Origin of the sequence: Gordonia sputi NBRC 100414 (assembly GCF_000248055.1) — a bacterium.
Classification (GTDB): domain Bacteria; phylum Actinomycetota; class Actinomycetes; order Mycobacteriales; family Mycobacteriaceae; genus Gordonia; species Gordonia sputi.
Genome location: NZ_BAFC01000140.1, coordinates 1 through 25,756 on the forward strand (window position 1 = coordinate 1; position 25,756 = coordinate 25,756).

Genomic DNA, 25,756 nt, shown 5'->3' on the forward strand with positions numbered 1-25,756 from the left:
GCCTGTCGAGATCACTCCCGGCGAGACCTCAGCTCTTCAGCCGCGCGTCGAGCCAGTCGATCGTCTGCATCCCGAAGAGGTCGGTGCCCCAGCCGTACATGTTGGTCAAGAAGTGCAGCATGCTGCAGTCCGTCGGCTGGTAGTCGACGCGGGTGCCGCCTGCGCGGTAGGTCGCGGCGAGTTTGCGCGAATCCGCGGCGGGCACCAGCGACATCGGCGAGTCGTCCTTGGCGCAGGAGGCGATCAGCACCGGCGACTTCGGCGACTGCGTGCCGAGCATGTTGTCGCGGTAGACGTGCTGGAACTCAGGGATGTCGGCGGGGCTCTTGCCACCCTTGAACAGTGTGCGCAGCGGCACGAACGGCGTGCCGAAGTATGCGGGCGTCTGACACTGCGTGCGGAACACGTCGGCGAGCGCCTTGCCTGCGGGCGTCAGCTTGTCGTCGATCTTCATCTCCGGATACCGCGGCTCGAGTCCGAGCAGCGTCGCGAACGCGAAGCCCGAACCGACCGAGCCGTCGGACGTGCGGATGAAGTTTCGCTGGTTGACCACCATGCCCTCGAGCACGGTGCCCTTGATGTTCAACTCGGGCGCGTAGGCCGCGGCCTTCTCGGCACCGAACGCTGCACCGACTCCGCCGCCAGCGATCCCGAAGATCGCCTTGGGGGCGTTCTTCGACAGTCCCGCCGGTCGGTGGGCGAGTGCTGCGCGCATGCCGTCGAGCAGAGCGTTTCCGCCGAACTTGCCCGCGAAGACGCCGTGCGGCTTGGGATCACCGTCGTTACCGACGTCGCTGATCATCACCGCGTAACCCTTGCCGAACATCTGCGCGAGCGGTCCGAGCGCCGACCACGACGCACCGTCGAGCGGATCGGCTCCGGTCCACATCGACGACGGGTGGCAGTACGCACCGACGCTGTCGTTGGCGAACTGATAGCCGACGAGCGGCCGGGTGGCGTTGTCGCGGCCGTCGACCGGCACCATCAGGATTCCCGTGCTGATCTCGGGTTCGTCGTGCAGTCCGCGCGTGACATACATCAGCTTGTAGGCGTCGAGCTTGCCCGGACGGAATCCGGTGAACTGGACGTCGACCTTCTTGGCCTTGAGCACGGTGCCCGGTTTCTCGTCGCCACGCAGACGCGGCTCGGCGTAGAACGGGTCGCCGGAGGTGAGTGGCTTGATCACCTCGTCGGGACTTGCCAGCCTGCCGTTGGTGAACGTGCCGACGACGTAGCCGTTGAAGACTTCGCCGAGTCCCGGTGTGCGATTGGGTGGTGCGGCGTGGGCGGCGGGTGCCGACAGCACCGCTGCCGCGAGCGCAGCGACGGCGAGGACTACTCCGAGCGCTCCGCGTCGTCGGTTGTGGCGCACCGTCTTTGGTGTGTAACTCACTGGTAGGTCACCTTCGTCGTCTCCAGGGCGGACTGCAGCATCGGCGCGATGTTCCACATCGGGCGGTGGCTTTCCAGTTGCTGGTCATAGGGCTTGCGCAGCGTTGCGGAGAGTTCCGGCCAGTGATTGTTGACCTGATCCTTGTACTTGGGCAGCAGCTGATCGGTGATGTAGGCCCACCGCTCGGGGAAGACCGACCAATTCCAATCCGGCAGCGGCACAGTCAATGTCGCCGGGCGGCCGTTCGGGGCGGTCCCACTGATCTCGATCGAGCGGAACGAGCGCGGCGGGATCACCCCCGCGACCGACGGCGAGCCCGCGACGGTACTCGCGTACGTCATCGCCTCGCCGACGTCGCCCTTGTACGCACGCGTGGCATCCCACTGATCCTTGATGACCTCACCCTGTTCGCGACGCAGCAGCCGCGCGTTGCCCGCGGCGATCGCGTCGGGTTGCTTGGAGGCGATCTGTTGCCAGGCACGCAGGATCTCGCCGTCGAACAGGCCCGCACGGTGCATCTCGTCGAGAGCAGGCAGCCCGCCGACAACATAGGCGCGGTGCATCGGCATCAGGTCGGAGAAGATGTTCTTCTGCATCACCAGGATGTCGCCCTGGATCTTGCGCAGGTCGTCGGCCGAGATGGTGGCTCCGACGCGTGCCAGTGCGCGCAGACCGCGCGGAAGCTTGTCGACGAACACCGGCCCGAGGGTCGTATTGGTCTGTCCGACAATCGCATTGGCGATGGGCTGCAGACGGGCGAAGTCGTAGATGTTGGTCGCGAGCTCGAAGTCGAGGAGTCCACCGCCGAAGTCGGCGCCGACGAGCCCGCCCATGCCTGCCCACTGCAGTTCGCGGTGCGACAGTTGCAGATTCTCGTAGAAGCGGTACGAGCGAACCAGATTCTGTCGATTGGCGCTCACACCCGCTCGCGGGTTCCACGACGCGAGATCGATGCCCGCGGCCTTCGTGGTGTCGGCGAGCCAGTACTGGAAGAGCAGCGCGCGATACGACGACGGCGCGATCGAGCGACTGCGCGCTTCGTCGAGTAGCGAGCGCAGCACCATCGGATCGGTGGGCAACGCGGGATTCACGCCACCCGGCCCGTTCGACGCGTCACGATTGACCAGCGGCAGGTTGAGAACACTGTCGAGACGATCACTCGCCGATGCGTGCGGCGTCGCCGCGACCGTTCCGACGAACCCGAGCGTGACAACCACCGCTGCGAGCAGAGATGTCCCCAAGAATCTGCGCATTGTTCCCCTCCACGTCATCCACTTCTTACTTGCAGGTAAGAAGAGTCTGAGACGCAAGGTTAATGCCGTCTCATTCGAGAACGCAAATCGGGTACATTCCGATAACGATCGCTCGCAAACCTGGACACGACTGCTCAGCGGAACCCGAGGACCTCGTCGCCCCAGGCTTCACGCAGCGGCCCGTCGAGATCGTCGACGACGCTGTCGTGAGCGTCGATGGCAAGCGTTGCCCGACGGTCCGTGGTGAACGTCGGCCACGTGCTCGCAGGCGAGTCGAGACCGGAGTTCGGGTCGCCGTCGCGGATGAACGAACCCCACCGCGCCTGCATGTCGCGGCGATTCGCTCGCCGACCCGTCGACCTCCGAGCCAGAACTTGGCTTTGGTACCCGGATACGCGGCCGCGACGCGCTCGGCCGTGGGGATCGAGACCTCCGGGTACTCGGTCGCGATCGCGGTGAACATCTGCATGATCGCGGGCTCGGCGATGGGCATCAGTGGCGATTTCATGAACTTGAAGAGCGCGGCCTCGTCGCGATTGGTGCCGATGAGAAGTGGAATGGGCAGCGACTCGCCGTCGCGGTACACGTCGATCGGATGTCGCGGCACGAGATCGCCGTCGACCACCGGCGAGAAGGGGATGGTGCCCGGATGCGCGGCGGGCACCCCGGTGAACGCCTTCATCGTGGCGGCGACAACCTTGTCGGTGTCCAACGCCGCAAAACTGTCGATGTCGCCACAGGTGCCCCCGACGGCAGCAGTCAGCCTCTCGGCGACGTACGCGGCTCGTGCTCTGTCGTAGACCGAGGTCACCGGAGAGCTCTGCGCGACGGCGCGGTGGAAGAGTCCTCGTGCGAGCGGCATCGTCAACAGCGTCGTCACGATGCCGCCACCCGCCGACTCGCCCGCGACCGTCACGTTGTCCGGATCGCCGCCGAACGCGTCGATGGTGTCGGCCACCCAGCGCAGCGCGGTGAGGACGTCGCTGAGTGCCGCGTTGGTTTCGTATCGTCCACCGGCGGCGCTGTCGGAGACCCCGCCCGCACCAGAACCGCCTGCACCGAGATCGGCGAAGCCGAGCGCGCCGAGTCGGTAGTTCAGTGTCACCACCACGATGTTCTGCGTCGACGCGAGGTGGGCGCCGTCGTAGATGGGCTGTGTGCCTGCACCGAAAACGTATGCGCCACCGTGAATCCACACCATGACCGGCAGCCGCCGGTCATTTCCCGCCGCGCCCGCCGGCGCCCAGACGTTGAGGAACAGGCAGTCCTCACTCTTGATCGCGTCGGGTGACATCGGGACGCCCGGATTCACTTCCTGCGGCGCCGCAGCACCGAACGCGGTCGCGTCGACGGTTCCCGACTCCTGCTCGAGTGGCCGCGCGCGACGCCACCGGAGATCGCCCGTCGGCGGTGTGGCGTACCGGATGCCACGCCAGACGTCGACGTTGCCGGACGTCTGACCCCGATAGACCGTCTGGCCCGCCACTGCGTCGACTGCGCTGTTCACGCCGCAATGATAGGGGCGATCAGTGGTTCGGCCTGCTGGTTTGTGCCAAAGGATCATCCGACCCCACACTTACGCGGGACGTCGGATCAGGGGCCCCGGTGTGGGGGGATCAGGCGTCGCGAATACAACCTGAACGGGTGGAGCCCCCTGTCGGGATTGAACCGACGACCGCTCGCTTACAAGGCGAGTGCTCTACCACTGAGCTAAGGAGGCATGCGTGCGTGAGTATATCGGGCGCGCTGTCCGCCGCCTCACCGGGACGAGGCAGGCGACGATCGACACGATCGAACCGGGCAGCATCATGGTGGCGCCGCGCCGCCCGATCGACCGGTTCGACGTCGGCGCGATCACCGAGGTGCTCGACCTCGCGACAAAAATCGGTGCCGTGCTGCTCGACTCGGGAACCGGAGCGATAGACACCTCCTCGCAGATCCGGTTCGTCGCGAGCATCTACGGCGTCGAGGATGTGGACGTCGACGTCACGTACAACACGATCGTCGTCGTTGCTCGACGCGGCGCAACCCTTCCCCCGATCACGACGATGCAGACGGTGCACTACCGATCGCTCGACTTCACGCGCCTCGCGGCGGTCGACCGGTTGGTGCGTCGCATCAGGGACTCGGCGATCACGCCGTCGACGGCGCACCGGATCGTCGACCAGATCATCGCCGCCAAACACCCCTACCCCTACTGGGTCTCGACCTTCGCCTGGGGCCTGATGGCGTCGGGCATCTCGGTGCTCCTCGGCGGTGACGTCGTCGTCGCCGTCCTCGCCTGGCTCACCACCGTGGTCACCGTCTCCTTCAACCGCCGACTCAACAGGATCGGCACGCCGATCTTCTTCCAGCAGGTCGCGGGCGGATTCATCGCCGTCGTACCTGCCGCGCTCGTGTACGAACTCGGCGAGAAGACCGGGTGGCAAAGCCTGTCGATCACGCCGTCGCAGGTCATCGCCGCCGGGATCGTCGTGCTGTTGAGTGGACTCTCGCTGGTCGGTTCGGTGCAGGACGCCATCACCGGTGCGCCGATCACCGGTGTCGCCCGCTTCTTCGAACTGCTGCTCATGACCGGCGGCATCATCGCGGGCGTCGGTATCGGATTGCGCCTGATGAGCTCTGTCGGCATCTACCTCCCGACGATCACCTCGGCGACGGAGTTCGCTCCGGTCGACGTCCCCATTCGCGTCGCGGCAGGTGCCGTCGCGGCCTTCGCGTTCGCGCTCGCGAGCTATGCGGAACGTCGTGCGTTGCCCATCGCGTTCCTTGGCGGTCTCATCGGCGCAGGCGTCGCGGCAGCGGCAGCGTTCCTGCCGGTCGGCGACGTCATCGCCGCGGGTCTCGCCGCCACCTGCGTCGGCCTCGTCGGTGGCCTGCTGGCCCGCCGTGCGCTGGTTCCGCCGCTGGTCGTCGCGATCGCGGGCATCACTCCCCTGCTGCCCGGTCTCGCCGTCTACCGCGCGCTGTACGGCGTCCTCAACGACCAGACCCTGACCGGACTGACCTGGATGGCGGCAGCGCTCGGTGTCGGCTGCGCGCTGGCCGCGGGCGTCACGCTCGGCGAGTTCGTCGCGCGCACACTGCGCCGCCCGCGGCTGCCGGTGGCACCCGACTGGGCGCGTCGTGGCCGCGAGGCACGCGCCGCACGACGACGCTGGTGAGGTCATGAGGTCTTGTGAGTACTGGCCGTCGTCAGCGGGTAAGATCGGGTGTTGCGCATGACACAACCTCGCGCAACAGCAAGCCGAGAGGACGAAATGCCCCCCAAGACCACTGACATCGCCGACGAAGAGCTGGAGCCGGTGGCCGACGAGACCGCCAGTTCCGCACGACGCGTCGTCGCAGCGTATGCCACCGACGCCGACGAGTGCCGGATGCTGCTTGCCATGTTGGGGATCGCTCCGGGCGAGAACGCCTGAGTCGTGAACCCGGGATCCGAAGAGGTATCCGACCGTTCCGACACCGACGCATCCGCAACGTCCGGCGTGCACAACTCGGAGGCCACCTTCGGCGCACGCCCACCCGAGCCCGGCGAGCTCCAGCCCGGCGATCTCCATTCCCGCCCGTCCGGCGCGGGCGGCGATCCCGGCGGTTCTGAATTCGTCGTCGTAGCCAACCGACTGCCCGTCGACAAGGTGGTCGACGCCGACGGCAACGTCACCTGGAAACGCAGTCCCGGCGGTCTGGTGACGGCACTCGAGCCGATCCTGCGCAAGCACAAGGGCGGGTGGGTTGGATGGTCGGGCGCTGCCGAATCCGACTCCGAGGAAGCCGAAGTCGACGGCATCAGCATCCGCTCGGTCCCCCTCTCGGCCGAGGAGATCGCCGAGTACTACGAGGGTTTCTCCAACGCCACACTCTGGCCGCTCTACCACGACGTGATCGTCAAACCCGAGTACCACCGCGAGTGGTGGAACGCCTACGTCGAGATCAACCGCCGATTCGCGGAGGCGACGTCGAAAGCCGCTGCGCACGGGGCGATCGTGTGGGTGCAGGATTACCAGCTGCAGCTCGTCCCGAAGATGCTGCGCATGCTGCGACCCGATCTCCGCATCGGCTTCTTCTTGCACATCCCATTCCCCCCGGTCGAACTGTTCATGCAGTTGCCGTGGCGCACCGAGATCATCGAGGGCCTTCTCGGGGCCGACCTCATCGGGTTCCACCTGCCAGGTGGCGCTCAGAACTTTCTGTACCTCGCCCGGCGCCTCGCAGGCCAGGCCACGAGCAAGGGCACGGTCGGCGTGCGGTCGCGCTTCGGCGTGGTGCAGGTCGGGTTCCAGACGGTTCGCGTCGGCGCCTTCCCGATCTCGATCGACTCCGGAGATCTCGACACCCAGTCGAAGTCCAAGGACATCCGATCCCGCGCCCGGGAGATCCGCAAGGAACTCGGCAACCCCAAGACCATCCTGCTCGGCGTCGACCGACTCGACTACACCAAGGGCATCGACGTGCGTCTACGTGCGCTGTCGGAACTGCTCGACGAGGGTCGCATCGACCCACACGACATCGTCATGATCCAACTCGCGACCCCGAGCCGCGAACGCGTCGAGAGTTACGTCCGTATGCGAGCGGGGATCGAGCAGCTCGTCGGAAACATCAACGGACAGTACGGCGAAGTGGGCCATCCGGTGGTGGAGTATCTGAATCGATCGGTGCCCCGCAACGACCTGCTCGCCTACTACGTGGTGGCAGACGTCATGCTCGTGACGCCGTTGCGCGACGGGATGAACCTCGTCGCCAAGGAGTACGTCGCATGCCGCAGCGACCTGGGTGGCGCGTTGGTCCTGAGTGAATTCACCGGTGCCGCAGCAGAATTGCGCACCGCATATCAGGCAAACCCGTACGACCTCGACGGCGTGAAAGACGCCATCGTCGCAGCGATCGAGCAGACACAGGCCGAGGGCAAGCGTCGCATGCGGGCGCTCCGCAGGCAGGTACTCACCCACGACGTCGAGAAATGGGCGAAGAGCTTCCTCGACACCCTCACGTCGACGACGGAGACGACGTCGTCGGCCAATCGCGGAGTCCAGCTGGTCTCCAGCGGCGGCTCCGACGACACCGATCGTGGAGACGAGAATTCGTGAGCGACACGGGAATTCCCGACGACCTGCGTGATGCGGTAGCACGCACGGTCACCGTGTCCCGACTGTTGGTGTCGAGCGACTACGACGGCTGCATCGCGCCCATCGTGTCGCGTCCACAGGACGCCAAGCCCAACGAGGCGTCGATCTCGGCAATCCGCGCCGCGGGTGCACTGCGCGACACCGAGGCCGCGGTCATCTCGGGACGCTCGCTGCACGACCTTCGTGCGCTGTCGGGTCTCGACGACGACGCGGTCACCCTCGTCGGCAGCCACGGCACCGAGTTCACCACGGGGTTCGGCGAGCAGGTCACCGACGACGAGCGCGCCCTCCTCGATCGAATCGTCAAGGCGTTCAACGAGATCGCCGACACCCATCCGGGCACGACGGTCGAGGTGAAGCCGATCAGCGCCGCGCTGCACGTGCGCAATGCGGAACCCGACGTCGCCGACGACGCCCTGGCGCAGGCGCGGTCGGGGCCCGCATCGTGGCCTGGGGTTCAGGTGACCGAGGGCAAGATGGTCATCGAACTCGCGGTCATCGAGACGAGCAAAGGTCACGCACTCGACATATTGGAGACCCAGTTCGGTTCGGACGCAACGGTCTACATCGGCGACGACGTGACAGACGAGAAGGCGTTCGCGCACCTCACCGGCGAGCATGACATCAGCGTCAAGGTGGGCGACGGGGACACCGCCGCCCGCTACCGGATCGCCGACACCGACGACGTCGCAGCACTTCTCGAGCTCGTCGTCGAGTTGCGCAAGCAAGCCCTCTAGGCTCGGCTCACGCCGGCGCGGCGACCTGGTCGACCAGCGGGTCGTCGTGCGCGGAGCGTTTATCGGTTTCGCGGATCACCTTGTGGACAAAGCCGAGCTTGCGGACAACCGGGTGCGGGATGACGAACGGGTACAGCGGACGCGCGCCCATCGCCTGATTGACGCGATTGAACATGGTGCCCAACCACTTCCAGTCGTAGAGAAGACGTTCGATGGGTTGGTCGGCGTAGGACTCCAGCGGGATGATGTCGCGGTCCATCGCGAAACGCACCTGGTCGTTGTCGAGCCGAACGCCCGATTCCCGTGCGGTGTCGATGGTTCCGGTGATGTGCAGATAGTGGGCGAAACATTCCGCGAAGTCTTCCCACGGGTGCATCGTCGCGTACTCGGAGATGTAGGAGTCGGCCCAGTCGGCAGGCGCGCCGAACTTGTAGTGGCGGTCAATGGCGTCGCTGTAGCTCGCACGTTCGTCGCCGAAGAGTTCACGGCACTTCTCGAGGTATAGGTCGGCGCCCTCGCCGTTCTCGACGAGGATGCTCTCGTAGTAATGGCCAACCTCGTGCCGGAAGTGCCCGAGCATCGTCCGGTACGCCTCGCCCAGGTCGACGCGCAGCCGCTCGCGATAGGCGTCCAGGGTCTCGGAGAGGTCAATGGTGACGACGCCGTTCGCGTGTCCGATCGTCACCGGCCTACCGAGCGTCTGGCTCGACAGCAGGTCGAAAGCCAGCCCGCCGTCGGTGCGCCAGAACGGTTCGACGGGCAGGCCGAGGTCGACGAGTTGATAGACCAGCATGCGCAGGTCCGACAGCGCAGACGGCAGCTTCTCGCGACCGATCGGGTCGTCGGCGTCGGGGATCTTGCGCAGCAGCGAATCGGGGAAGCACCGACCGCGCATGCCCGCGTCCTCCTCGGAGAACTCGGCAGGGGTCATCCAGTTGCAACCGCTGTCCCAATTGACGCAGCGCACCCAGCGTTCGCCGTCGATGTCGACGCCGTCGTCGGAGGCGACGACCAGCGATCGACTCGGCAGATGGATACCGACCGTCGTGCCGCAGTTGGGGCATTGCTGTCCGAGAAAGCCCGACAGCGCATTACAGATGGGACATGTCAGTGCATGCATGGGTTCATCGTATGCTGATGCGCTCTTTGCCATCGTCAATGGGCAGCTCACCACGGACCGTCGCCATGACCTGGTAGTTGTCCAGCGAGATCGAGCCGTTGTGGTTGTCGAGGAAAGCGGTGTCGGCGGCGTCGCGACCGGTGGCGATACGCACGAGGCTCTGTCGTGGTGACAGCTTTGTCGCATCGACCACGACCCACTGCCCCTCGATCAGCGCCTCGGCGACAGCGTGGAAGTCCATCGGGTCGCATCCGGGCGCGTACACGGCGACCAATCGAGCGGGAATGTTCAACGCACGCAACAACGCGACGACGAGGTGCGCGTAGTCGCGGCAGACGCCCGCACCCGCGAGCAGGGTGTCGACGGCGCCGTCGATCGGGTCGCTCGCGCCGGGGATGTAGTCGAGGCGGTCTTCGACGAATGCGGTCACCTGGTCGAGCAGTTCACCCGCGGGAAGCGAGGCGTCGAACTGTCCGGCGGCGAACCCGAAGAACTTGTCGCACTCGGCATATCGACTGGGGCGCAGGTACATCGAGCGGTCCGTCGGAGCGACCGCCACCGGGTCTGCTGGCGCGGTCACGGCCGCGGTGTAGTTGACGGCGACGACACCCGACTCCACGTTCAGCCGGTGAATGCGCCCGCCGTGCGGATCGATGATCTCTTCCGGGGTGATCTCGTCGCCGTTGACCGCGACGACGAGCTTCTCGTCGAGTTCGAGGCCGGGCATCCTCGCCACGGCGATCTGCATCTCGAGTTCGGTCGGTGCGGTCACGGAGATCGACATGGTCGCGGAGACGTCACGCGGCAGCGTCAGGGGGGAGCTCGACATATCGCTCACTGTAAGGGCGAATTGCCCGCCACGTGTAATCGAAGGTCACACCTGCGCTGCGGCCTTCCGGGCCGCCTTCCGCCTGCGGGCCGTTCGACGCCGGAATTGCCACGTGCTCAGGCCGGTGAGGAACAGCAACAGTGGCGCCATGCCGAGGACGAACCAGAACACCCGCCACCACGCGTTCACGGAAACGCCATAGTGCAACGTCGGCTGCGCCCAGTCGTCGATGATGGTGTTGGACACCGTCTTCGACTCACCGTTGAACACCGCGATCTTCGCCGGATCGTGCCCATCGACGCCGACCTCACGATTCGCGTGATAGGTCGCGCTGTGCGCCCAGAGGTCGGGTCCGTCGGCGAGCATGTCGACGGAGTAGAAGCCGGTGGGGTCTGACGGCATGCCCACCCACGTGGCCTTCGCCCCGGGATAGCGCGCGGTCGCCGCGTCGATGGCCTGATCCACCGACATCATCGGACCGCTGCCGGTCGACGGCGGCATCGAGTAATTGTCCTCGGGAGGCGCGATGCCACCTGTTGCGGCATACCAGGTCTTCGCGACGCCCGGCGTCTCGAAGTTCATCCCGGTGAGTCCCCAGATCAGCAGCGGGATCGCCGCGACGATGCCGATGATGTTGTGCAGGTCATAGTCGCGCGCGAAGCGCCCCTTGCCGATTCGCACCCGGAAGCGGCTGCGAAGACGGCGAAATCCTGGCCACCAGATGATCACTCCGGAGATCGCGAGGAACACCAGGAGCAGCCCCGTGAGCGCCAGAATGACTGCACCCCAGGTCATTCCGGATACATACCAGCCCGAGTTGGCGATCGGCGAAGGCTTCGCGAGCCACGACACGTAACCCGGGTAGTCCTCACAGGTCAGTGCGCAGTCGTGCAGATTGACCAGGAAGCCCAATACACCGCCGTTGAGATCGCCGTGCGCGTTCACCTTTCCGGTGCCCGCATCGACGAACCAGGTGCCCGCTCCCGGCTGCGACGAGGAGACGAAGTAGACGCCGTCCTTGAGCGAGATGTACGCGGCGTCGAAAGCCGGGTCGGCTTTCTTGACGCTCGCGATCGCCGCGCCGAACGTCACCGGATTGTCGGTCGGTGTCGATGTGAGCTTGTCCGCGTTGGTTATTCGCGTCAGCTCCGGGGCGTACACGAGTATCGCGCCCGAGGTGCAGATGACGACCAGGATGGCTCCGAGGACGATCGACAGCCACCGATGGGTCACGATGAACGTCGTGGTAAGCGGCTTGCGCGCCGCCTTGCGCTTGACCTTTTTCTTGCCGCCCACAGGCCTTGGCGTCGCGGAGGCTTCGACCGATTTGTCCGCTTCGCGGATTTTCGTTGCGGGACTGTCGGATTCGCGAATTTCCGACGTTGGCGATTCGTCAGCAGAATCGGTCGTCGTCGGTGCGCCACTGTCCATTTGCGAAGGCTAGCATGCCCTAACTTAGCGTCGTGGCGGGTTGTTCGCCTACGCGAGCGAGGCGACCGGATCTGCGTATATCACGCTGAGCGCCACCACGATTGCCGCACCCTCGGGCACCGTGACCCCGAACAGGGACGGCGTGAGTTCCATCGGCCAGTCGGTTTTCGACGCGGCGTCGAACGCCGCCTGCACCGGCGCGAGGCCGTGCGGATGCGCGGCGAAGGCGTCTCCTGCGACGACGACCGAATCCGGGTTGAGCGCATCACGGAACGTCGCGACAACCTCACCGAGGATCCGTGCGCGTTCGTCGACGATCGGTGATGCGTCCGGTGAGATCCCCAGACGCTTGGCCGCACGCAGCGTCGGCTCGCTGCCGATGACGTCGGACAGTGTCGCGCCACTCCCTGGACACAGCACTGGGGCGTCGACCCGCACGTGCGCGATGCTGCCCGCGCCGCGTGCCGGGATGTGGACACGACCATTGAGCGTCATGGCCATGCCGGTGGTCTCGCGCGCATAGAAGAACAGGCCCGACGCGGCGTCGATGATCGTCTGGCCGAGCAGCAGTTCGGCCGCGGCCATGGCCTCGACGTGTTCGCAGACCGAGACCGGCACATCCAGTGCGTCTGCCAGCGCCGGCCCGAGTTGCGCGCGATGCCACCCGAGGATCGGATGGTCGACAGTGCCCGACGCCGCGTCGACCGAACCGCCGACCGCCGCGCCACCCCAGAGCAGGCGTCGCCCCGAGAACCGGTCGGCGAGTTCGCGGAGTTGCCCGCAGAGTTCGGCGAGCGCGGCGTCGGCGTCGCCGCGCGGGGTCAGCACCGCATGGCTGTAGAGGGGTCGCCCACCCAGATCCACGATGGTTAAAAGGGTGCGGCGTGCGCCGATGTGCATGCCGGCCGCGCACAGCGTGTCGCGGTCGAGGGTGAGCGGATTCTTGGGGCGCCCGATGCTGCCGGGGCTGACGAGGTCTGGCCTCTCGGTGACCAAACCCTGACCCGCGAGTGCCGTGACCTGGCGATTGATGGTTGCCGGGGACAGTCCCGTGACGTCGGCAAGTCGGTCACGGGTGATGGGTGCGCCGACCCGGATCGCGTGCAGCACGGCTGCTGCAGGCGTCGAGCCGATCTGCAGTGTCGCCGGGACGACTCCACGCAACATGCGCTGAATGTAGCAGCGCGGTCGTGGCCGGACTCGGCAGCCCACGCAGCGACATCGGTCGAGGTACTCGGACTCGATAAAGTGAAGCCCATGACCACACCCTCCGACGCTCCGACCGGCCAGACCTCGCCCGCCGACGACACCACCGCAGCGCACATCGACAACGCGAAGGTCGCCGTGGTGACCGGAGCGAGTTCAGGTATCGGCGAAGCCATCGCGCGCACCCTCGCGGCGCAGGGCTACCACGTGGTGGTCGGTGCGCGGCGCGTCGATCGCATCACCGAGCTCGCGGCCGAAATCGGCGGCACCGGAAGACAACTCGACATCACAGACGATGAGTCGGTCGCCCGATTCGTCGACGGCCTCGACCGCGTCGACCTCCTCGTCAACAACGCGGGAGGCGCCAAGGGACTCGACCCGGTCGCGTCGGCGAACCTCGACGACTGGCGCTGGATGTGGGAGACCAACGTCCTCGGCACGCTGCGGGTCACCAAAGCCCTGCTGCCCGCACTCGAGGCGTCAGGCGACGGTCTGATCGTCACGATCACCTCCACCGCAGCGCTCGAGGTCTACGACAACGGCGCGGGCTACACCTCGGCCAAGCACGCCGAGGGCGTGCTGCACCGCACGCTGCGTTTCGAGTTGCTGGGCAAGCCGATCCGACTCACCGAGATCTGCCCGGGGATGGTCGAAACCGACTTCTCGCTGGTGCGTTTCGGCGGCGACAAGGAGCGCGCCGACGCCGTCTACTCGGGAGTGACCCCACTGACCGCCGACGACATCGCCGAGGTCGTCGGATTCGTCGCCTCCCGACCGCCGCACGTCGACCTCGACCAGATCGTCATCCGGCCGCGCGATCAGGCATCGTCGCGGCGCAATGTTCGCACCGGGTAGGGCGGGGATCCTTTAGTTGGGCGCGCCCACGGACGTTGGGGCGCCCTTGGGTGTCGCGGGAGCCGACGCCGTGCGCGGCTCACCCTTGATGGCCGACATCGACTTCCACGTCGGCCAGTCGTAGGTCCAGTCGAAGATGTCGCCGTCGGCTTCCGACAGGTCGATCCGCGTGCCGGTCACCTCGACCGGATCGCCGAAGATCGCGGTGTTGAAATACTGCTGCGCGTTCTCGAGCGAGAGGTTGATGCACCCGTTGGTGACGTTCGACGCCCCTTGCACGCCAACGGTTTCCGGGTTGGCGTGAATGAACTCGCCATTGTTGGAGATGCGGACGGCCCAACGCTCGTGGACGTTGAAGTACCCCGCGGCCGGATTGCTCATGTAGAAGTCTTCGTGCTTCTCGCTGACCACGTGGATGCCCGAGCGCGTGACGTTGCGGTCGACGTCGCCCTGCCCGTAACTACACGGAAGCGTCATGAGGGTCGCGCCGTCGCGCACGACGACGATCTGGTGACTCCCCGCGTCGGCCTTGACGATCTGCGACCGTCCGACCACGTAGTCGCTGGTGACGTCGGCCGCGCCGTAGGCGCCGTCGCCGTGGTCGAGGCCGTACAGCTTGGCCGACATGTGGATCTTGGTGCCGGGAGCCATGTACTCCTTGGAACGCCAGTGCACGCGCGAGCCGTTGTCCTCGCCGAGCCAGGCCCACGCGCCCTCGGTGGGCGGCTCCGTCGTCAGCGTGAGCGCCTTCTCGACAGCTTCTTTGTTGTCGACAATGCCGTCGAACTTCAGGATGAGCGGCGCGGCAATGCCCACTTCCTGGCCGTCGGCGATATTGACGACGACGTTGAGCTGCGTCTTCGGGTCCAGTGTGGTGAACTTGCCCTCAACCGGAGTGCTCATCCGGTCGTACCCGGTCGCACTGCCCTGCCACGTGTAGGTGGTGCCGTATCCGAGCGGCTCGGTGACGGTGAAGGTCGTGCGGTCGTCGGACATGGTGCCCGGGATGGCCTTGCCGGACGGGTTGAGGAGCTTGACGTCGGGGTTAAGGACCCCATCAATGGCCTTGACCTCGACCTTTGTGGTCGGGTTCGGCGCAGCCTCGTCGGTCAGCGACGGCGTGAACTCCACGCGGGCCGTCGGCTTCTTGGGACCGCTCGCCGCTTGGGTGTCGCTCGACTTACCGCACGCCGCGAGCACAACTGCCGCAAGGGTCGCCAATCCACCGGTGGCGAGCACCGTGCGGCGACTGGGCATTACATTCTCGGACATCGAATACACAATAGCGATCGCATATGAGGGAGCGCCGTCGAAGACCTGTGAGGAACCTTCGACTCACTTCGCTCCGGCACCCTTTTTCGTCGACCACGCCTGACGCACAGGCCCGAGGTGGGCACGCTCACCGTCGTGGTCGAAGATCGACAAGATCTCGACGGCACCGTCGCGTGCCCGAATCGCGTGCGGGATCATCGTTGCGAATTCAGCTGCCTGACCTGCAGGAACCAAGATCACACGGTCGCCGAGCCACAGTTCGACGGTCCCCGAGAGCACGGTGAACCACTCGCGCCCGGGATGCACCCCGAGGTTCTTGGGGTCGACGGGCGCTCCCGGGACGATCCTCATCTTGGCGACCGACACCCCGCCCGGCGTGTCCGAACCGGACAGCGGCCACACGGTCACGCCTTCGCTGTCGTGCGGCTGCGGCCGGATCACCACGTCCTCGTCGGATGCAGGCTCGACGAGTTGGTCGACGGACGTGCCGAGTGCGCGCGCGATGGCCACGATCTGGTCGAGGGCGACGCGTCGACCCCCGGTCTCGATCCTGCTCAATGTGGACGGACTCATCTCACAGCGCGACGCCAGCGAGTCGAGCGTCCAGCCTTTTGCGAGTCGGAGGCCGCGGATGCGCTGCCGGACCACATCATCGAGTTCTTGCTCCATACGCAAGATGGTATGCCTTAAACGCACAGGCTGGCTAACCTCGGAGCCATGGGACACGATTCACACCCGCACCGGCACGGCCACGAACACCAGCACGAGCATGGACATCAGCACGAGCACCAGGGCGAGGACATGGTCGAGATGCTCGAACTCGACGCCGCCGTCATGGGCTCATACCTCGACAAGGCAACCGACCGAATCCGCGCGGCACTCGGGCGTGAGCCGTCGGTGATCGTCGACGTCGGCGCAGGCACGGGTGTCGGGGTTCGCGCCCTCGCACGCGCATTTCCGACCGCGGAGATCATCGGCGTCGACGCTTCTCCCAAGATGACCGCCCACATCGACGCGGCGGGCCACCCGAGCGTGCGTACCGCGATCGCCGACCTCGACAACGGCTGGCCGGCAGCGCTCCCCGACGCCGACGTCATCTGGGCGTCGTCATCGCTGCATCACATCGCCGATCCCGACGCCTTCCTCCGCACCGCGGCCGCGCATCTTCGGCCGGGCGGAGTACTCGCCATCATCGAGATGACCTCTCCCCCACTGTTTCTGCCGAACGACGATCCGCTCGAAGAACGCATCGTCGCGGCGATGAGCACCCACGAGATGAACCCGTTCGCGGATTGGACGCAGGCGTTTTCACAGGCCGATCTCGACGTCGTCGAGGGCGTCGACCTGTCTGTGGAGATCTCCGAGATCACGCCGACGGTGCTCCGGTACGGCGCGTCGTGGCTGTCGCGGATACGAGCGGGCCTCGCCGACGACCTGATCGTCGACGACCTCGCCGCCATCGATGCGCTGGTGGACGCCGAGTCGCCGTCGTCGCTCGCCCGGCGCACCGACCTGAACGTACGCAGCGGCCGCAGGATGTGGATCACCAAGCCGCACCGCACAACCGACACAAATCTCTGAGAACGGAGACACTTTCATGCCACAGACATCGACTGTCACGTATGACACGCTCGTGATCGGCGGTGGCGCAACAGGTTTGGCTGCCGCCGTCGCGCTGGCCCGGTCGTTGCGCTCGGTCGCGGTCGTCGACGCGGGCAAGCCCCGCAACGCGCCCGCCGAGGGAGCACACAATCTCCTCGGCCGAGAAGGAGTCTCGCCGTTGCAGCTCGTCGCCATCGGTCGCGAAGAAGCGCAGTCCTATGGCGCACAGATCATCTCGGGAGAGGTGAAGTCGGTCACGCGCACAGAATTCGACCACGCAGAACCCTACGGAGACACCACCTTCGACGCAGCTCTGGTCGACGGAACGACGCTGCGCGCCCGCCGGTTGCTGCTGGCATCCGGACTCGTCGACGAACTACCGGACATCGTCGGCATCGAATCACTCTGGGGCACAGACGTATTGCACTGCCCCTTCTGCCACGGGTACGAGGTTCGTGGAAAGCGCATCGGAATCCTCGGTACGGGACCGGCCACGCCGCATCAGACACTGTTGTTCAGGCAGCTGAGTCCGCACATCACGGTGATTGATCACGGTATGCCGCCGCTGTCCGACGACGACCGCGCGATGTTCGACGCACTCGGCGTCGAGCACGCCGCAGGTCCGGTGGCCCGGCTGGACACGGATGCGTCGGGACATCTACGCGCCGCGGTCTTGGCCGACAGCAGCGAAGTGGAACTCGACGCGCTGGTCGTCGCACCGCGTTTCGTCGCGAGAACCGCACTGTACGAGTCGTTGGGCGGCGAACCGACCACGACGCCTGCGGGTGTGTTCATTCCGACGGAGATGGGCGGCCGGACCCCGCTCACGGGCGTGTGGGCCGCGGGGAACTGTGCCGATCCGATGGCCATGGTCGGCGCAGCGGCCGCAGCGGGCACGCAGGCCGGCGCGATGATCAACGCCGACCTCGCCGTGACCGATGCACGTAGGGCGGTCGGCAGCGCAGCCGCGTAGTCGTCGATCGTGCGGGCGTCGTCGAAGATTGGAGGCAGCACGCCGTCGACTGACCGGAGAATGTGTGTCGAATCGAAGGATGTGTGTGCTGCAGCGCCCACATCCTTCGATTCGACACACATTTACGCGCCGCGGCCGGCCGCGCGCGCCGGAACGCTAGTCGGGGAAGCCGTCGAGCACCGCGCGGCTGCCGGACAGTCCGAGCCTGCTCGCTCCGGCCTCGATGAGTTCTGCCGCGAAGTCGGCGGTGCGGATGCCACCGCTGGCCTTGACCCCGACGGTCGGGCCGACGGTGTCACGCATGATGCGCACGGCCTCGATCGACGCGCCGCCCGCCGGATGGAAACCCGTCGACGTCTTGACGAATCCTGCGCCTGCCGCCACTGCGCGACGGCACACCTCGGCGAGAGTCTCGGGACCCGCAACGTCGAGGAGAACGGCAGATTCGACGATCACCTTGAGCACCGCGGCGTCGCCGATCGCCTCGTGCACGGTCAGCACGTCGACGAATACCTCGTCGAAGTGGCCCGCGAGCGCTGCCCCGACGTCGATGACCATGTCGACCTCGTCAGCACCGGAGTCGACGGCCAGCCGCGCCTCCGCGGCTTTGACCAGCGAGTGGTGCTTCCCTGACGGAAAGCCCGCGACGGCGCACGACTTCTGAGCGCCCGTAGCGATCGGCAGCATCGACGGTGAGAGACAGACGGCGTAGACGCCGAGGGCTGCGGCCTCGGCGACCGTCGCTTCGGCGTCCGCGCGGGTGGCTTCTGGTTTGAGGAGTGTGTGGTCGACGATCGCGGCGACGTCGGAGCGCGTCAGGTCGGTGTTGGTCACATAGGCGAGCTTGGCACACTGAGTGGTGTGACCCTCGCAGACACCTCCAGCCCAGACACCTCCGGCCGACGGTATGTGCTGACCCTCGGATGTCCGGACCGGACCGGTATCGTCGCGCGGATCTCGACGTTCCTCGCCGACGTCGGCGGTTGGATCACCGAGGCGGCCTACCACTCCGACCCCGACACCGGCTGGTTCTTCACCCGCCAGGCCGTCCGCGCCGACTCTGTCTCGACCGACGTCGACGATCTTCGCGAGCGGTTCGCCACGGCCATCGCCGATTTCGGACCGGACACCGTCTGGCGACTCACCGACAGCGGGGTGCAGAAGTCGGTGGTGCTCCTCGTCAGCAAGGAGGGGCACTGCCTCACCGATCTACTTGGTCGCGCCGACCGCGGCGAACTACCCGCCCGCGTCGAGGCCGTCGTCGGCAATCATCGTGACCTCGAGGGACTCACGACGCGGTTCGGCGTGCCGTTTCACTACGTGCCCTTTCCCGCAGGCGACAAGCAGGGCGCCTTCGAGAAGGTCGCGTCGATCGTCGACGACCTCGATCCCGATGCCGTCGTCCTGGCCCGTTTCATGCAGATCGTGCCGCCGCAGCTGTGCGATCGGTGGGCAGGCAAGGCCATCAACATCCACCACAGCTTTTTGCCGAGCTTCGTCGGAGCGCGCCCCTACCATCAGGCGTTCGCGCGCGGCGTGAAACTCATCGGCGCGACGTGCCACTACGTCACCGCCGACCTCGACGCCGGGCCGATTATCGAGCAGGACGTCAGCCGCATCGACCACAACGACTCGGTGAACGACATGGTGCGTCAGGGCCGAGACATCGAAACGCTCGTTCTCTCACGCGGCCTGCGCTGGCACCTCGAGGATCGCGTGCTGGTTCACGGCCGAAAGACCGTGGTGTTCAACTAGTTTCGCGCACAGTCGGCGGGACGAGCGCACAGTCGGCGCGATAGAGCGCCCGGTCGACGGTCAGAAGTCGAACCCGCCGAAGTCGCCGCCACCGAAATCTCCACCGCCGAAATCTCCGCCACCGAAGTCGCCTCCGGAATCGCCGCCACCCCAGTCGCCGCCGCCGCCCGAGTCGCCGCTGCCCGAGTCTCCGCCGCCCCAGTCGCCGGAATCGCCGCCGCCGTCGATGCCTGCCATGTCGGAGCCGTCGCCCGCGCCGTTCTCGAACGCGGCTGCGTCGTAAGGCACTCCGTGCATGCCCGAGAACAGCGTCGAGAAGAGCAACATCGAGCCGACGCCCCAGGCACCCGCGACCAGTGCGGGCTTCCACCACGGTTCGGAGTACCACCCGGCGGGCACGGGGCGCCCGGCAACCCGTCCGCCCGGATAGTAGTTCGGGGTCCGCGACGACGGCGCCGGCGACGCCTCGACCTGACGTCCGTCGAACTCGACGGTGCGGTCCTCGGTGACGGCACCGGCGCTGCGCTGACCGTCGAGCTCAGGGATCGCCGGGCCCGGGTCCATGTTCATCGCCGTGCGCGCGGCGCGGATGTAGTAGAGCCCCTCGATCGCGGTCTGCTTCGCGAGGCGGGCCTGCGCGGGCGAGTTGGCCTGATCGATCTGCGAGCCCGCCGCCGTGTAGCGCTCACCGGCGTCGGCGAGTGCCTGCTTCGACGCGGGCGAGTCGCCGACCAGCATGTACACCTGACCGCCGAGACGTTCGATGACCTGTCGGGCGTCGGCCTTGGCGTCGTCGAGGCTGCGGGCCTTGCTCGCGCCCGAACGCTGCTGCGACACCACCACCACCCCAACCACGAGGACGACGACGATGATGATCAAGAGCAGCGCGGTCATGTTCTCCTCCAACACGGGGGCGGGTGGGTGTCGTGACAAAAAATCGGACATCCCCCTTCGAGGGTACCGATGCCGCGCGGGTCCGGCCTGCGACGACGTCGTGGAACTGCCCTGGCGGCCAGGGATTGGTCCCAGATCGGTCGGACGGGGTCAGAGGACGTTGCAGCCATTCGAGTTGTCGTTGGCACCCGTGGCGGAGTTGGTCAGCGTGAGGTTGTCGCCGTCGACGGCAAAGTCGACGCCGTCGTTGGTCACCTTGAGGTTCTTGACGTTCACCTGATCGAAGAACGGGCCGAACATCGTCTTGGACACGCCGTCGACGATCTGCTGGGCATAGTCGGACGGGATGCCGAAGACCAAGGCGTTGGCCTTCACGACCTCGAACTTGATGTGACCGTTTTCGGTCGTGGGTTTGATCGTCGCGCTCACCGGGATCGGGATGAATCCCAGGTTGAACGACGTACTGACGTCGACGGTGCCGTCTGCCTCGTTACCCGTGATGGACTCGATGTTCGCGCCGGAGACGATCCCACCGGCACCACTCTGATCGGTTCCGGTGCCGCTCCCGCCGGTACCGGTGCCGCCTGTGCCCGTGCCGCTGCCGCCCGTCTCCTGCTTCCCGAGTTCGACGACGCGAGAGAACGGGACGTATCCGCTGCCGTCGAGCGAGCCGACGGTGGTCTTGTCGCTCTCGGCGTCGATCCGGTCGGCACGGATGTGCAACCGGGTCGCGGCCGAATCGTTCGCGGTGTCGACCTGCACCCAGGGGATCTCGCTTCCCGTGGCCTGCAGCAGCATCGGCTTCTTGCTGAGCGAGACGGTCGTCGGCACCCCGGTGAGGCTGCTGAACTGCTGCTCGAGGCAGTCCGTCACCCGCTTACGCAGGATCAGCTCCGACGCCACCGCGCCGATGACGAGTACCAGGACCAGTGCAGCCGCGGTGATGCCGATGATTTTGGCGGTGCGACGCCGACGCACAGGCGAGGTGAGGACCGGCTCGCCGGTGGGATCGGCCGGATCGATGACAGTCGTCGCCGTACCCTGCTCGAATGACCGGGTACCACCGTCGGTCGCCGAGTACGCCCGCGGTCCGGGTTCGGTCGGTGCCGCGGCGAACTGCTCGGTCGGGGCGTGATCGGCGGGAGCGTGATCGCTTGGCGCGTGATCAGTTGATGAGGCCCCAGCGGGCGTCGACGACGAAGTCGAGTCGGCCACCGGCGCCCATTCGCTGTCGGGGGTTGCCGACGGGTCGGCGTCGCCTGGCCGCGACTGGGGTTCCTTCTCGTTATCGGTCATGGTCAGAGCACCTTCGGTCCGTGGTCGTCGATCCGTGGCGCACAAGCTCGGTGGTGAGTGCTTGGGCCGAGATCGGTCAGATGGATTTCCGGTTGGCGAGGACGGCGATGCGCGTCCGTGCCGTCTCCACCGCCGCTAGGTCGATGTCGTGAGCCCGGACACATTCTCCGGACCCGTACGCGGCGACCACCGTACCCAAGGGATCTGTGATTTGGCTGTGGCCTACACCGGTTGGTGTACTGCCCCGCGCAAGGTCCGGATCCTCGGGTTCTGCCTGCCCGACCGCAACCACGTAGCACGACGAATCGAGCGCCCTCGCCGTCGCGAGCACTTCCCATTGCGCGACCTTCCCCGGCCCCGCACCCCATGACGCAGGCACGGCAATGACCTGCGCGCCGCGATCGGCAAGGGTCGTGAACAGATCGGGGAAACGGATGTCGTAGCAGGTGGCGACGCCGACCGCGGTGCCCGCGACGTCGACGATCACCGGTTTGTCGCCTGCGGCAACGGTCCGGGACTCGAGAAACCCGAATGCGTCGTAGAGGTGGATCTTGTCGTACGACTCCCGGCGACCATCGGGATGCGCGATCAGCAGGGTGTTGAACACCCGGCCGTCGTCGGCGGGCGTGAACATGCCCGCGATGATCACGATCTGCCGGTCGACGGCGATCTGCGAGACCCGCGTGGCCCATGGCCCGTCGAGCGGTTCGGCGATCGGGCCCAGCGGAACCCCGAAGCGACACATGGTCGCCTCCGGGAACACGACGAGGTCGGCTCCGTCGCCTGCAGCCTGTGCCGCGGCGTCGGCAACGACGACGAGATTCGCGCTCGGATCATCGCTGGAGTTGATCTGTGCCATTGCGATGCGCATGTGGCAAGCGTAGTTGCCCGACCCGACCGTCGAGACGGTCTCGGCTACTCCGTCGGCGCAACGACGGACCACGGAACCGTCAATACATTGTCGACGCTGCGCCTGCGGACGGGCTCGACCGGAACACCCGCCTCGGACAACAGTCGCAGCGTTTCGCGCCACCGGGCACGCGGGCCGAACGCGGCGTGCGGAGCCGCGAGGTCCCAGCACCGATCGGCGGCCACGAGCAGCTCGTGCACGGGCTCGCCGGGCACATTGCGGTGGATGAGCGCCTTGGGTAGCCGCTCGGCAACCTCCGACGGTCGGCTCGTGTACGCGGGAGCCCAGCTCAGGGTGAGGCTGCGGGGTCCGTCAGCGTCGAGCAACACCCACGTGCAGCGTCGACCGAGTTCGTCGCAGGTGCCCTCGACGATCACGCCGTTCGGTCCGAGCCGGTCCATCAGCCGACGCCATGCGGGCCAGACCTCGTCCTCGTCGTACTGCCGGAGCACGTTGAACGCACGGATGAGCTGCGGTCGCAGTCCCGCGAGTTCGAACCCACCGAGACCGAATCGCACACCGTCACGAGGTTCGACGACGCGCTCGGGATCGATCTCGAGTCCGACCATCTCCAGATCGGGCGCCACCGCTCGCAACCGCTGAGCCATCTCGACCGTGGTGTCGGGTCGGGCACCGTAACCGAGGTCGACGACGAGCGGTGCGTTCACCTCACCGAGCGCCGTGAGCACCGAGGCATCGGTTGCCATCCAACGGTCGACGCGGCGCAGACGGTTGATGTTCGTCGTGCCGCGAGTGATCCGGCCGGTCGGTTTGCCGGAGCCGCGCTTGTCGGAGCCACGCTTGTCGGGGCCGGCTCCGCGCTCAGGCAAGGCGCTAGAGGTTCTTCGTGATCCAGTCGGCGGCGTACTCGGCCTCGGCACGGAACAGGTCGACGAGGTTGACCAGCATCAACTGCTCGAGCTTGCCGTTGACGAACGGGATGTACACCTTGACCTCGGTGGTCTTGCGGATCGTGCAGCCCGTCTCCGTGGGAAACAGCTCCTGCCAGCCGTTGAGGCTGCCGGGACCCGCGGGAATCGACGCGTTGTAGTCGCCCTTGGTGTTGTCGGGGTCGAACGGACCGAACGACTCCTCGCGGGTGATGACCATGTCCTTCATCAGCACGGTCTGCGCCAGTGCCGGGAGCTGATCGCGTCCGATGGTCTGCTTGAGGACAACACTCATGCCGGTCTCGTCGGATCGGAAATCCTCGACCTCGCAGTGCGGCGAGATCATCTGGAACCCCGCCATCATGTCGTCCCAGTACTGCTTTGTGCTCTGCGCTTCGTAGAGCTTCTCCACGGGATGCGAGTAGCGCGCTGAGTAACTGAGCCGTCGTGCCATGGGTTTCAGGCTAACCGAGCAGGGTACGGCCATCAAAAACCGGCACCCGCGCCTACCCGCGCCGTAGCGCGTCCTCTCGCCACCAGCTCAGTGGTTGGACTGCTCCCAGGTGACGGTCTCGTCGTGCTCGGCGTCGAGCAGCTTGATCAGTTCGTCGATGACGGCCTTCTCGATCTTGCCGCCGACGAACGGGATCGAGACGTTCGCGCTGCCGCTGTACTGCATCGACGCGGGATCGCCCGTCACCGACACCGTGGCCTCGACCGTCGCGGGTGCGCCGGTGACCGACGCGGTCATGGTCCCGCTGATGGTCTCGCCGTTACGTGTGAACACGTTGCGACGCGGGATCTCGAGGTCGCCGGGGCGGACCTTGGTGATCATCGACGGGAGTTTGTCCTCGGGGATGCCCTGCTTCATCTCGACGGTCACGGTGTCGCCGTCGAGGGAGAACGACTCGAGCACGCCGTGACTCGAGTTGATGATCTGGAGCAGATCACGCCAATACTGCTCGTTGGTGATGATCTCCCAGTACCGCGCGGTGGAGAACGTGTAGGTCACGGTGTGATTCAGCGTGCTCGCCATGAGTGAGGACATTACCCGAGCGAGCGCGCACCATCGGTCCCGACAGCGCGTGCTCGGTTACCGTTACACCGTGATCGACAACCCTTCCGCCCTGCAATCCGCGCCGCTCGCCGATCTGACCACGCTGCGGGTCGGCGGACCGGCACACGCGATCGTGCACTGCCCGGACACCCGCAGCGTCGTCGAGGAGATCACCGCACTCGACGCCGAGTCGGAACGGGTCCTCGTCATCGGCGGCGGATCGAATCTGTTGATCTCCGACGACGGGTTCGACGGCACCGCCGTCGTGATCGAGAGCGGACACATCAACTTCGGCACCGGACGCGAATCGGGTCGCGCGCACGTGACCGCCGACGCCGGGGTGGTGTGGGACTCGCTCGTCGCAGCAACGATCGATGCGGGATTCGGTGGGCTGGAATGCCTTTCGGGAATCCCGGGCGCCGCGGGCGCCACGCCGGTGCAGAACGTCGGCGCATACGGGGTCGAGGTCGCCGACATCTTGCGCAGCGTGCAGGTACTCGACAGGCGAGCGCGAACGCTGCGCTGGGTGTCCCCTGGCGAACTCGGACTGGGCTATCGGACGAGCAACCTGAAGTACCGCGACGATTTCGTCGTCGTCGCAGTCTCGTTCTGGCTCAACGACGATCGCCTCAGTCAGCCCCTGCGATACCGCGACCTCGCCGACCGACTCGACGTCGCACGCGATTCACGTGTCGACGCCTCGCGCGTCCGCGAGACGGTACTGGGGCTGCGCCGCAGCAAGGGCATGGTGCTCGACGCCGACGATCACGACACCTGGAGTGCCGGTTCGTTTTTCACCAACCCGATCATCGGGTCCGACGACGCACCCGCGGTCATGGAACGCATCCGCGACCGCGTCGGCGCCGACATCTCCATGCCCGCGTTTCCCGTCGCCGACGGCGTCAAACTCTCGGCGGGCTGGCTCATCGAACGGGCGGGATACGCCAAGGGCTATCCCGGCCCTGCCTCACCCGCACGACTGTCGACCAAACACACACTGGCAGTGACCAATCGGGGCGGGGCGACCGCCGACGAACTCCTCGACCTCGCGCGCGACGTACGCACCGGCGTGTACGAGGCGTTCGGCGTCACGCTGCACCCCGAGCCGGTGCTGGTGAACTGCTCACTCTGACCGACTATCGCAGCCGACCATCGCG

At 66.4% G+C, this 25,756-nt stretch carries 25 protein-coding genes and 1 tRNA gene; 9 read left to right on the top strand and 17 right to left on the bottom strand.

Annotated elements, in window-relative coordinates:
- Window positions 1–28 precede the first annotated feature (28 nt).
- The 4 genes from GOSPT_RS22200 to GOSPT_RS22215 form a co-directional block, all read right to left on the bottom strand.
- Window positions 29–1,393, bottom strand: a complete 1,365-nt coding sequence (locus GOSPT_RS22200; RefSeq protein ID WP_005209357.1) for a lipase family protein — start codon at window positions 1,391–1,393, stop codon at window positions 29–31.
- The gene (locus GOSPT_RS22205) at window positions 1,390–2,646 is read right to left on the bottom strand and encodes a hypothetical protein (protein ID WP_005209359.1); all 1,257 of its coding nucleotides are present in this window, start codon (window positions 2,644–2,646) and stop codon (window positions 1,390–1,392) included. Before GOSPT_RS22205 ends, GOSPT_RS22200 begins: the two co-directional genes overlap by 4 nt.
- Before the next feature lie 70 nt (window positions 2,647–2,716).
- Window positions 2,717–4,153 carry a carboxylesterase/lipase family protein gene (locus tag GOSPT_RS22210; protein ID WP_051994158.1) on the bottom strand — a complete coding sequence of 479 codons (1,437 nt, stop codon included), beginning with the start codon at window positions 4,151–4,153 and terminating at the stop codon, window positions 2,717–2,719.
- Between the two features lie 138 nt (window positions 4,154–4,291).
- Window positions 4,292–4,366: transfer RNA gene (locus GOSPT_RS22215), tRNA-Thr, on the bottom strand.
- Window positions 4,367–4,370: 4 nt separating this feature from the next.
- Here GOSPT_RS22215 and GOSPT_RS22220 point away from each other — a divergent pair.
- The 4 genes from GOSPT_RS22220 (at window position 4,371) to otsB (ending at window position 8,509) form a co-directional block, all read left to right on the top strand.
- A complete protein-coding gene (locus tag GOSPT_RS22220) occupies window positions 4,371–5,810 on the top strand; it encodes a threonine/serine exporter family protein (protein ID WP_005209363.1) in 1,440 nt (479 codons plus the stop codon).
- 96 nt (window positions 5,811–5,906) lie between these two features.
- Window positions 5,907–6,068, top strand: coding sequence for a hypothetical protein (locus GOSPT_RS24005; RefSeq protein WP_005209365.1), 162 nt, complete (start codon window positions 5,907–5,909; stop codon window positions 6,066–6,068).
- Window positions 6,069–6,071: 3 nt separating this feature from the next.
- Window positions 6,072–7,733: an alpha,alpha-trehalose-phosphate synthase (UDP-forming) gene (locus GOSPT_RS22225; RefSeq protein ID WP_082933764.1), complete on the top strand. Its 1,662-nt coding sequence runs from the start codon at window positions 6,072–6,074 to the stop codon at window positions 7,731–7,733.
- The gene (otsB, locus tag GOSPT_RS22230; RefSeq protein WP_005209368.1) at window positions 7,730–8,509 is read left to right on the top strand and encodes a trehalose-phosphatase; all 780 of its coding nucleotides are present in this window, start codon (window positions 7,730–7,732) and stop codon (window positions 8,507–8,509) included. The genes GOSPT_RS22225 and otsB overlap by 4 nt, the downstream gene beginning before the upstream one ends.
- Before the next feature lie 7 nt (window positions 8,510–8,516).
- Here the strand turns inward: otsB and GOSPT_RS22235 are convergent, their stop codons facing one another.
- Genes GOSPT_RS22235 through GOSPT_RS22250 form a run of 4 tightly spaced genes read right to left on the bottom strand, consistent with a single transcriptional unit; the run spans window position 8,517 to window position 13,056 of the window.
- Window positions 8,517–9,629, bottom strand: a complete 1,113-nt coding sequence (locus GOSPT_RS22235) for a zinc-binding metallopeptidase family protein (protein WP_005209370.1) — start codon at window positions 9,627–9,629, stop codon at window positions 8,517–8,519.
- 4 nt (window positions 9,630–9,633) lie between these two features.
- Window positions 9,634–10,458 carry a transglutaminase-like domain-containing protein gene (locus GOSPT_RS22240; RefSeq protein WP_005209372.1) on the bottom strand — a complete coding sequence of 275 codons (825 nt, stop codon included), beginning with the start codon at window positions 10,456–10,458 and terminating at the stop codon, window positions 9,634–9,636.
- 45 nt (window positions 10,459–10,503) lie between these two features.
- Window positions 10,504–11,889 carry a PepSY-associated TM helix domain-containing protein gene (locus GOSPT_RS22245; protein WP_231895124.1) on the bottom strand — a complete coding sequence of 462 codons (1,386 nt, stop codon included), beginning with the start codon at window positions 11,887–11,889 and terminating at the stop codon, window positions 10,504–10,506.
- A gap of 48 nt (window positions 11,890–11,937) precedes the next feature.
- Window positions 11,938–13,056, bottom strand: coding sequence for an ROK family transcriptional regulator (locus GOSPT_RS22250; RefSeq protein ID WP_005209374.1), 1,119 nt, complete (start codon window positions 13,054–13,056; stop codon window positions 11,938–11,940).
- 90 nt (window positions 13,057–13,146) lie between these two features.
- Between GOSPT_RS22250 and GOSPT_RS22255 the strand changes: the two genes are divergently transcribed.
- Window positions 13,147–13,950 (top strand): SDR family NAD(P)-dependent oxidoreductase, encoded by an 804-nt coding sequence (locus GOSPT_RS22255; protein WP_005209375.1) that lies wholly within the window; start codon window positions 13,147–13,149, stop codon window positions 13,948–13,950.
- Window positions 13,951–13,962: 12 nt separating this feature from the next.
- Here the strand turns inward: GOSPT_RS22255 and GOSPT_RS22260 are convergent, their stop codons facing one another.
- Both GOSPT_RS22260 and GOSPT_RS22265 read right to left on the bottom strand, forming a co-directional pair.
- The gene (locus tag GOSPT_RS22260; protein ID WP_005209376.1) at window positions 13,963–15,207 is read right to left on the bottom strand and encodes a L,D-transpeptidase; all 1,245 of its coding nucleotides are present in this window, start codon (window positions 15,205–15,207) and stop codon (window positions 13,963–13,965) included.
- A 78-nt stretch (window positions 15,208–15,285) separates the two neighbouring features.
- Window positions 15,286–15,891 carry a helix-turn-helix domain-containing protein gene (locus tag GOSPT_RS22265; protein WP_005209377.1) on the bottom strand — a complete coding sequence of 202 codons (606 nt, stop codon included), beginning with the start codon at window positions 15,889–15,891 and terminating at the stop codon, window positions 15,286–15,288.
- Between the two features lie 48 nt (window positions 15,892–15,939).
- On the opposite strand from GOSPT_RS22265, the gene GOSPT_RS22270 reads away from it, so the two are divergent.
- Together GOSPT_RS22270 and GOSPT_RS22275 are read left to right on the top strand one after the other, a co-directional pair.
- The gene (locus GOSPT_RS22270; protein ID WP_051994160.1) at window positions 15,940–16,803 is read left to right on the top strand and encodes a class I SAM-dependent methyltransferase; all 864 of its coding nucleotides are present in this window, start codon (window positions 15,940–15,942) and stop codon (window positions 16,801–16,803) included.
- 16 nt (window positions 16,804–16,819) lie between these two features.
- Complete coding sequence (locus GOSPT_RS22275; protein ID WP_005209379.1) at window positions 16,820–17,797, top strand: NAD(P)/FAD-dependent oxidoreductase; 978 nt, start codon at window positions 16,820–16,822, stop codon at window positions 17,795–17,797.
- Between the two features lie 156 nt (window positions 17,798–17,953).
- On the opposite strand, the gene deoC is transcribed toward GOSPT_RS22275, so the two are convergent.
- Window positions 17,954–18,631 (bottom strand): deoxyribose-phosphate aldolase, encoded by a 678-nt coding sequence (deoC, locus tag GOSPT_RS22280; protein ID WP_005209380.1) that lies wholly within the window; start codon window positions 18,629–18,631, stop codon window positions 17,954–17,956.
- A 27-nt stretch (window positions 18,632–18,658) separates the two neighbouring features.
- Here deoC and purU point away from each other — a divergent pair, with 27 nt between their 5' ends.
- Window positions 18,659–19,552: a formyltetrahydrofolate deformylase gene (gene purU, locus GOSPT_RS22285; protein ID WP_005209381.1), complete on the top strand. Its 894-nt coding sequence runs from the start codon at window positions 18,659–18,661 to the stop codon at window positions 19,550–19,552.
- 60 nt (window positions 19,553–19,612) lie between these two features.
- On the opposite strand, the gene GOSPT_RS22290 is transcribed toward purU, so the two are convergent.
- The 6 genes from GOSPT_RS22290 to GOSPT_RS22315 form a co-directional block, all read right to left on the bottom strand.
- Window positions 19,613–20,446 carry a hypothetical protein gene (locus GOSPT_RS22290; RefSeq protein ID WP_005209382.1) on the bottom strand — a complete coding sequence of 278 codons (834 nt, stop codon included), beginning with the start codon at window positions 20,444–20,446 and terminating at the stop codon, window positions 19,613–19,615.
- 150 nt (window positions 20,447–20,596) lie between these two features.
- On the bottom strand, window positions 20,597–21,742 hold the full coding sequence (locus GOSPT_RS22295) for an LmeA family phospholipid-binding protein (protein ID WP_005209383.1): 1,146 nt from the start codon (window positions 21,740–21,742) through the stop codon (window positions 20,597–20,599).
- A 76-nt stretch (window positions 21,743–21,818) separates the two neighbouring features.
- Entirely contained in the window at window positions 21,819–22,613 is a 795-nt protein-coding gene (locus tag GOSPT_RS22300; RefSeq protein WP_039857072.1) for a carbon-nitrogen hydrolase family protein, read from the bottom strand.
- A 44-nt stretch (window positions 22,614–22,657) separates the two neighbouring features.
- A complete protein-coding gene (locus GOSPT_RS22305) occupies window positions 22,658–23,359 on the bottom strand; it encodes a class I SAM-dependent methyltransferase (RefSeq protein ID WP_245548777.1) in 702 nt (233 codons plus the stop codon).
- A gap of 127 nt (window positions 23,360–23,486) precedes the next feature.
- A complete protein-coding gene (locus GOSPT_RS22310; protein ID WP_005209386.1) occupies window positions 23,487–23,996 on the bottom strand; it encodes a DUF2505 domain-containing protein in 510 nt (169 codons plus the stop codon).
- An 87-nt stretch (window positions 23,997–24,083) separates the two neighbouring features.
- Window positions 24,084–24,578, bottom strand: a complete 495-nt coding sequence (locus GOSPT_RS22315; protein WP_005209387.1) for a DUF2505 domain-containing protein — start codon at window positions 24,576–24,578, stop codon at window positions 24,084–24,086.
- Here GOSPT_RS22315 and GOSPT_RS22320 point away from each other — a divergent pair.
- The gene (locus GOSPT_RS22320) at window positions 24,577–25,731 is read left to right on the top strand and encodes a UDP-N-acetylmuramate dehydrogenase (protein WP_247608543.1); all 1,155 of its coding nucleotides are present in this window, start codon (window positions 24,577–24,579) and stop codon (window positions 25,729–25,731) included. The two genes, GOSPT_RS22315 and GOSPT_RS22320, sit on opposite strands and share 2 nt — an antisense overlap.
- Window positions 25,732–25,756 lie beyond the last annotated feature (25 nt).